This is a genomic window from Dietzia sp. DQ11-44, assembly GCF_014145205.1.
Classification (GTDB): Bacteria; Actinomycetota; Actinomycetes; order Mycobacteriales; family Mycobacteriaceae; genus Dietzia; species Dietzia natronolimnaea.
Genome location: NZ_JAALEC010000691.1, coordinates 1 through 5,860, shown reverse-complemented (window position 1 = coordinate 5,860; position 5,860 = coordinate 1). Strand labels below are relative to the sequence as shown.

The following is a 5,860-nucleotide window of genomic DNA, read 5'->3' as shown; positions in this document are numbered from 1 at the left end:
CGTCCCCGGATCCGGGAGCGACACCGCCGCCGGGGGCCCCGGGATCGGCGGCGTGGATGTGGAGGCGGTGGACCCGAGCGGGACCGAGGTGCCGGCCGGGGACCCCTCCGCGGGCCAGGGTCCTGAGCATCTCGACGAGGTGGGGTGGGAACGCGCCCCGGGTGTGGTGTGGGGCCCGCTTCCGGTCGACGACCTCGAGGGCCATGATCACCAGGGCGTGGGCCGCCCGCCTCGCCGGGACCGGTACCGCGTGCTCGGGGTCCGGCACGGGCACCGGGACCGCCACCGGATCCGCGACCGGTGGGCTCATCCGGTCGTGCCGTCGGGCAGCGGAGACGGGTTCCGTGGAGGGGAGTGGTCTGACCCTGCACTCGTCGAACGAGGCGTCCCGACAGGGCGTGGATCGTCCCGTCGACGGCGGTGACACGGGTGTCGGGGCCATGCGTTCTCCTGCTCCCTCCGGCGAGGACCGGGCCGGTCTCGCGTTCTTCTATGTCGTTTGACGCACGGGGACGGGCGGTCGGTTCCGGCTCCGCTCCTGCACCGTCGACGGGCGTTGCCTAGGCTGTCCCCATGCGAGGACTGATTGTCGACTACTTCGGGGTGCTGGACGGCACGGATGAGGACCGCGAGAGCTGGCGGGAGATCCTTCTCGGTGCGCGTGCCAACGACGTGCGCCTGGCGGTCCTCAGCAACGAGCCCGAGGGGCCGGGGGCCGATCGGGTGCGTGAGGACGCCCGCGCCTACGGCATCGATCACGTGGTGCTCAGCGGCCGGACCGGCGTCGAGAAGCCCGATCCCGAGGCGTTCCTCGAGGCGGCGCGACGGCTCGAGCTGGAGCCCCGGGAGTGCGTCATGGTCGACGACGCCATCGAGAACGTCCTGGGCGCCGTCCAGACCGGCATGATCGGCGTGTTCTACCAGGTGTTCGACCGTGCGGCCGTGGAGATCCGGGGACTGCTCGGGCTGGACGAGGCGGTCTGACCCGTGGCGACCAGGCTGGCGACGGCGGACGCGGATCTGCTCCTCGGGGACGCCACCCGATCGCGGAGTCGGCACTCGTGTTCCCTCGCGCTCGTCTCCCGGGACGATCCGTGGGACATCGACCGCGTCATGGAGTTCGTCGACGCCAGACTCGCCGACGCCCCCAGGTTCCGCCAGCGCATCCGGTACGTCCCGTTCGGGCTCGCGCGGGCGGTCTGGGTCGACGATCCGGACTTCGACCTGAGCTTCCACGTCCGCAGGTCCGCACTGCCGGCTCCCGGGGGCGTGCGCCAGCTCGCCGATCTGGTGGCCAGGCTGGTCGACCGCCCGCTCGAGCCCGGCCGACCGCTGTGGGAGCTCTACCTCATCGAGGGACTCGCCGACGGGCGGCTGGCTGTTCTCACCAAGACCCATCACGTCCTCCTGGGCGGCCCCAACGCCGTGGACCTCGCTCAGGTACTCATGACCGACGAGAGGGCGTCCGCGGACGTGGACGAGGTGGCCACCTGGACCCCCGTGCCCTCGCCGGGCGACGGCGTGCTCGTCCTGGACGCGCTCATCACCATCGCCACGGACCCGTTGGAGTTGGTCCGGCGCTCGGCACGACTGGTCAACGCGGTGGAGAGGGCGAGCCGTGGTCTGGTCGGGGCCGCGAGTCTGACGGTCCTGCGACCGCCCGGGGGGCTGGCGGAGATGTTCCGGACCTCCCGCCCGCGCGGCAGCCGCGTGGGACTGGCCTCGTTCCCCCTGGACCAGGCGCGGACGATCGCCAGGGAGCACGGGTGCAAGGTCAACGACGTGGTCCTGGCCGTCCTGTGCGGGGCGCTGCGCTCGTGGATCCTGTCCTGCGGCCACCCGCTCTCGACGGCCGACACGCTCCGGGCGATCGTGCCGATGGCGGTCTCCTCGGAGACCGGACCGGTCGAGGGGTCGGAGGTCTCGGCCGAGGCGACCTCCGCCGAGATCGCCTCGGCCCTCATCGGCATGCCGGTGGGGGAGCCCAATCCCCGGATGCGGCTCGCGCAGATCTCGAGGGAGACGGCCACACAGCGCCACCCGAGGCAGGCCGTCGGCGCCAAGTCGCTGGCCCGCCTCTCCGGATTCGCCCCGCCCACCCTGCACGCGCTGGGCTCCCGGGCGGCGATCATGTTGCCGTCGGACAGCTACGACCTGGTCGTCACCAACGCACCGGGACCGCAGCACAAGATGTTCTGGGGCGACGGCGAGCTCGCCGAGGTCTACCCCGTCCCCGCGCTGCTCGACGGTCAGGCGCTGGCCGTGTCGATGAGCAGTTACTCGGGGATCGTCTACTGCGGATTCACGGCGGATCGCCAGGCGGTTCCGGACGTGGAGGAGATCGGTGAGCTCATCTCGTCGGCACTCGACGAGCTCACCGGGACCGCCCGCTGACCGGTACCCGCCGACCGGTACCGACCGCCGACCGGCCCCGCCCACCCGAGGAAGGCACCACCATGCGCCTGTTCATCCCTGCCACGCTCGCGATGCTGGAGACCCTGCTCGACGGCGGGGAGATGCCCGTACGCAGCGCGACCGCGTTCGCCGCGACCCCCGCGCTCGTCGAGTCGTATGCCCAGGGGGACACCGAGGAGATCGAGCACGTCGCGTTCCTCGAGGCCGCCCGCGCCTCGCTCCGGTTGCTCGGCGGTGAGATCGACTCCGGCGCGGTGCACGAGGCGCACCCGTACCGCCGCGTGGTGGTGAGTGTGGACGTCCCCGACGCCGACGCCCGGCCCCGGCCCGACCTGGACACCGCGGTCGTCCGCCTGACGAGGGGGACCGTGGCGATGGACGAGGTCGCGGCCGTCCACGTGGACCTCGCGGGCGCGGCCGGCCCCGTCGAGGCCGCGGTCGCGGCCGTGGATCGCGCCGACCTGGGGGACGAGGACGCCGAACTCACCGTGGGGGACGCTCTCGACCTCGATCTCGCCTGGTACGACGCGGCGGAGCTGCCGTTCCTGCTCAATCTGCTCTGAGAACCCCGGAGGGCCGTCCCGGTTACCGGGATCACGCCCGTGCGGTGTCCGCCAGGCGCTAACCTTCGCTACCGTAGGTTCTCATCTCCGGCACCGTCGGCCCGGTCCTCGGGTCGCGCGGTTCCCTGCCCCAAGGAGGCACCAGTGACCGAGTCGACCAGTGGACTCAACCGTGTACTGCGGGCAGCGGCCGCGAGGGTTCCCGAACCGCGGGCCGCGCATCGCTTCCTCAACCGCCTCACCCACCCGCTGCGGATGGACGACTACTCCTCGCTCATCTACCCGTTGTGGTCCTCCCGGGAGCTGCGTGGAGAGGTGGTCACGGTGCGCCGCGAGGCGGAGGACACCGTCACCCTCGTCATCAAGCCCGGGTGGGGCGCGACCCCGCACTACCAGCCGGGACAGTACCTGGGAATCGGCGTCCTCCTCGACGGCCGCTGGACCTGGCGCTCCTACTCCCTGACCTCGGCGCCCACCACGGGTCGTGGCGAGTACTCGGTCACCGTCAAGGCCCTGCCCGAGGGGTTGCTCAGCAACCACATCGTCGGCACCGTCGAGCCCGGCACCATCGTCCGCCTCGCCGCCCCGGCGGGGGACTTCCACCTGCCCACGCCGACGCCGCCCAAGCTGATGTTCGTCACGGCCGGATCCGGCATCACGCCGGTCATGGGCATGCTCCGCTCGTTGGACCGCCGCTCGGTCACCGAGCCGTTCCCCGACGTCGTCCACGTGCACTCGGTGCGCGAGAGGGAGGACGCCCTGTTCCTGGAGGAGTTGCGCGCCCTCGAGAAGACCCAGCCCGGGTACGTCCTGCACCTGCGGGTCACCAGCGAGGAGGGCCGCATCGACTCCCGCCAGATGTCCGCCCTCGTCCCCGACTGGTCGGAGCGGCCGACCTGGGCGTGCGGCCCCAACGCGATGCTCGACGAGCTCGACGAGCACTTCGACGCCACCGGCCGCGACGATCTCCACGTGGAGCGCTTCACGGTCAACCGGGACGCCGGGGCCTCGGGCGGGACCGTCACGTTCGGTTCGACCGGCAAGACGGTGGAGCTCGACGGTGCCACCACCATCCTCGAGGGCGGCGAGCAGGTGGGCGTGCAGATGCCGTTCGGCTGCCGGATGGGCATCTGCCAGACCTGCGTCGTGGGACTCGACGAGGGGCATGTCCGCGACCTGCGCAACGGCACCGACCACGGCCCCGGCGAGCGGATCCAGACGTGCATCTCGGTGGCGTTGGGGGACGTCGAGCTCAAGCTCTGACCGCGGCGGGGCGTCAGTCCTGATCGGTCCCCAGCGCCCACGCGTCGTTGGACTGCAGGACGCCGAGGAGCTCGCGGACGGCCAGGGCGCGCCGGTGCACGGCGGGGTCGGCTATGGCGTCGAACCTGCACTCCGGGTCCGCGGGCGGGCCCTGGTGGGTACAGCCCCGGGGGCAGTCCTGCACGATCGCGTCCAGGTCGGAGAACGACGCCACCACGTCGTCGGGCGAGACGTGCGCGAGGCCGAAACTGCGGATCCCCGGGGTGTCCACCACCCAGCCCCCGGTACCCAGTTCGAGGGCGACCGACTGGGTCGAGGTGTGTCGGCCCTTGCCGACTCCGGAGACCACGCCGGTCGCCCGGTGGGCGTCGGGGATCAAGCGGTTGACGAGCGTGGACTTGCCGACGCCCGAGTGGCCGATCATGGCGGAGATCCGACCGTCGATCCGTTCGTGCAGCGCGGTGAGGTCGTCGTCGATCCCCGTCCGGAGCACGGGGACGTCGAGCGCCTCGAACTCGGCGGCGAAGACCGACGGGTCGTCGAGATCCCCCTTGGTCAGGCAGAGGACCGGATCGAGACCGCCGGTATAGGCCGCCACGAGCGCGCGGGCGACGAAGCCGGCGCGCGGCGGGGGGTCCGCGACCGCGACCACGATCAGCAGCAGTTCGGCGTTCGCCACCACCACCCGCTCGTAGGGGTCGGAGTCGTCGGCGGTCCGGCGCAGGACCGTGCTCCGCTCCTCGACCCGGACGATCCTCGACAGGGTGTCCCGGGTGCCGGTGAGGTCTCCCACCACGCCGACGTGGTCGCCCACGACGATCGGCGTGCGGCCCAGCTCCCGGGCCCGCATGGTGACGATCCGGGTCCCGGCCACGTGGTCCGGGCCGTCGTCCAGCAGCACACATCCCCAGCGTCCGCGGTCGACGCTCACGACCATCGCGGACGCGGCGTCGGAGTGGCTGGGCCTGCGCTTGGTGCGGGGTCTGGACCCCTTGCCCGGCCGGATCCGGATGTCGGACTCGTCCCAGCCGCGCGCCCCGCTCCCGCCCCGCCTGGTGGCCATGGCCCTACATCGCCCGCCCGGCGAGCATGGCGGTCCACATCGAGGTGAAGCCCGGCATGGTCTTGGCGGTGGAGTCGATGTCGTCCACCTCGACCCCCGGCACCACGAGACCGATGATCGCGCCGGCGGTCGCCATGCGGTGATCGGCGTAGGCGCGCCACGGGGCACCGCGCAGGGGGCCCGGGACGATCTCGAGGCCGTCGTCGAGCTCCGTGACGCCGCACCCCACCGCACCGAGTTCGGCGGCGAGGGCGGCGAGGCGATCGGTCTCGTGCCCGCGCAGGTGCGCGATCCCGGTCAACCGTGACGGGCCGTCGGCGAGCGCGCACAGCGCGGCGATCGTGGGGGTGAGTTCACCGATGGCGGACAGGTCCGCCTCGACGGGGGAGAGGCGGTCGGGCCCGACGACGACGAGGGTTCCGTGCTCGGCCCCGTCGGCGGTCTCCAGGGTGACGGACGCGCCCATGTCCCGGAGGATCCCGCGGATGGCGTCCCCGGGTTGCGTGGTGGAGACCGGCCAGCGGGGGACGCGGACGGACCCGCCGGTGACGGCGGA

6 protein-coding genes and 1 pseudogene are annotated in these 5,860 nt (G+C 72.4%); 4 read left to right on the top strand and 3 right to left on the bottom strand.

The genetic code is table 11. From position 1 onward, the window contains the following. A partial coding sequence (locus G6018_RS15735) for a hypothetical protein (protein WP_241732181.1) occupies positions 1 to 442 on the bottom strand: 442 nt, incomplete at its 3' end. 131 nt (positions 443 to 573) lie between these two features. Here G6018_RS15735 and G6018_RS15730 point away from each other — a divergent pair. The 4 genes from G6018_RS15730 (at position 574) to G6018_RS15715 (ending at position 4,241) form a co-directional block, all read left to right on the top strand. Then, a complete protein-coding gene (locus G6018_RS15730) occupies positions 574 to 984 on the top strand; it encodes an HAD-IA family hydrolase (protein WP_179524785.1) in 411 nt (136 codons plus the stop codon). A gap of 3 nt (positions 985 to 987) precedes the next feature. After that, positions 988 to 2,394 carry a wax ester/triacylglycerol synthase family O-acyltransferase gene (locus G6018_RS15725; RefSeq protein ID WP_179524786.1) on the top strand — a complete coding sequence of 469 codons (1,407 nt, stop codon included), beginning with the start codon at positions 988 to 990 and terminating at the stop codon, positions 2,392 to 2,394. Positions 2,395 to 2,456: 62 nt separating this feature from the next. Next, complete coding sequence (locus G6018_RS15720) at positions 2,457 to 2,978, top strand: hypothetical protein (RefSeq protein WP_179524787.1); 522 nt, start codon at positions 2,457 to 2,459, stop codon at positions 2,976 to 2,978. 144 nt (positions 2,979 to 3,122) lie between these two features. Continuing rightward, positions 3,123 to 4,241 (top strand): ferredoxin reductase, encoded by a 1,119-nt coding sequence (locus tag G6018_RS15715; RefSeq protein WP_179524788.1) that lies wholly within the window; start codon positions 3,123 to 3,125, stop codon positions 4,239 to 4,241. A 13-nt stretch (positions 4,242 to 4,254) separates the two neighbouring features. On the opposite strand, the gene rsgA is transcribed toward G6018_RS15715, so the two are convergent. Together rsgA and G6018_RS15705 are read right to left on the bottom strand one after the other, a co-directional pair. Beyond that, complete coding sequence (rsgA, locus tag G6018_RS15710) at positions 4,255 to 5,304, bottom strand: ribosome small subunit-dependent GTPase A (protein WP_179524789.1); 1,050 nt, start codon at positions 5,302 to 5,304, stop codon at positions 4,255 to 4,257. Between the two features lie 4 nt (positions 5,305 to 5,308). Further along, positions 5,309 to 5,860, bottom strand: a pseudogene (locus tag G6018_RS15705) (3-phosphoshikimate 1-carboxyvinyltransferase); the annotation flags it as partial.

Bases quoted from the DNA above. Each gene is read 5' to 3' on its own strand.
- G6018_RS15720 (WP_179524787.1), top strand. From the start codon at position 2,457: ATGCGCCTGTTCATCCCTGCCACGCTCGCGATGCTGGAGACCCTGCTC.
- G6018_RS15730 (WP_179524785.1), top strand. From the start codon at position 574: ATGCGAGGACTGATTGTCGACTACTTCGGGGTGCTGGACGGCACGGAT.
- rsgA (WP_179524789.1), bottom strand. From the start codon at position 5,304: ATGGCCACCAGGCGGGGCGGGAGCGGGGCGCGCGGCTGGGACGAGTCC.